Below are 638 nucleotides of genomic sequence, written 5' to 3' on the forward strand. Positions count from 1 at the left end.
AATATTTAAGGGGTATGATATACCAAATATAGCACTTCACAATTTACATCCACAAGGACAACCATTATTCCCATTCTTATTTATAACAATAGCATGTGGAGCAATATCTGGGTTCCATGCAACACAATCTCCTATGATGGCAAGATGTGTTGAAAAAGAAAGTGAATCTAGAAGAGTATTTTATGGTTCAATGGTTGCTGAAGGTATAATAGCTTTAATATGGGCAGCAGCAGCTATGACATTCTTTGGAGGAGTTCCTCAATTAGATGTTATATTATCTCAAGGTGGACCAGCTACAGTTGTAAATGTTATATCAAAGACTTTAATGGGACCAGTAGGAGGACTTCTTGCAGTATTAGGAGTTGTAGTTTGTCCTATAACTAGTGGAGATACAGCATTTAGAAGTGCAAGACTTACAATAGCAGATGCAATGAAGATAGATCAAAGTAGTATAAAAAATAGATTTATGATATCTATACCACTATTTGTAATAGGTATAGCACTTACTTTCATAGATTTCAACATAATATGGAGATACTTCTCTTGGGCTAACCAAACATTAGCTATGATAATGTTATGGACAGGATCAGCATACTTAGCAAAACATAATAAAAATCACTTTATAAGTACTATACCTG

General features: G+C 33.7%; 1 protein-coding gene. It reads left to right on the forward strand.

Going from position 1 to position 638, the window contains the following annotated elements:
* A partial coding sequence (locus tag AZI32_RS17325) for a carbon starvation protein A (protein ID WP_162266754.1) occupies nucleotides 1-638 on the forward strand: 638 nt, incomplete at both ends.

Source organism: Clostridium sp. ATCC 25772 (assembly GCF_001573875.1).
Taxonomy (GTDB): domain Bacteria; phylum Bacillota; class Clostridia; order Clostridiales; family Clostridiaceae; genus Clostridium_J; species Clostridium_J senegalense.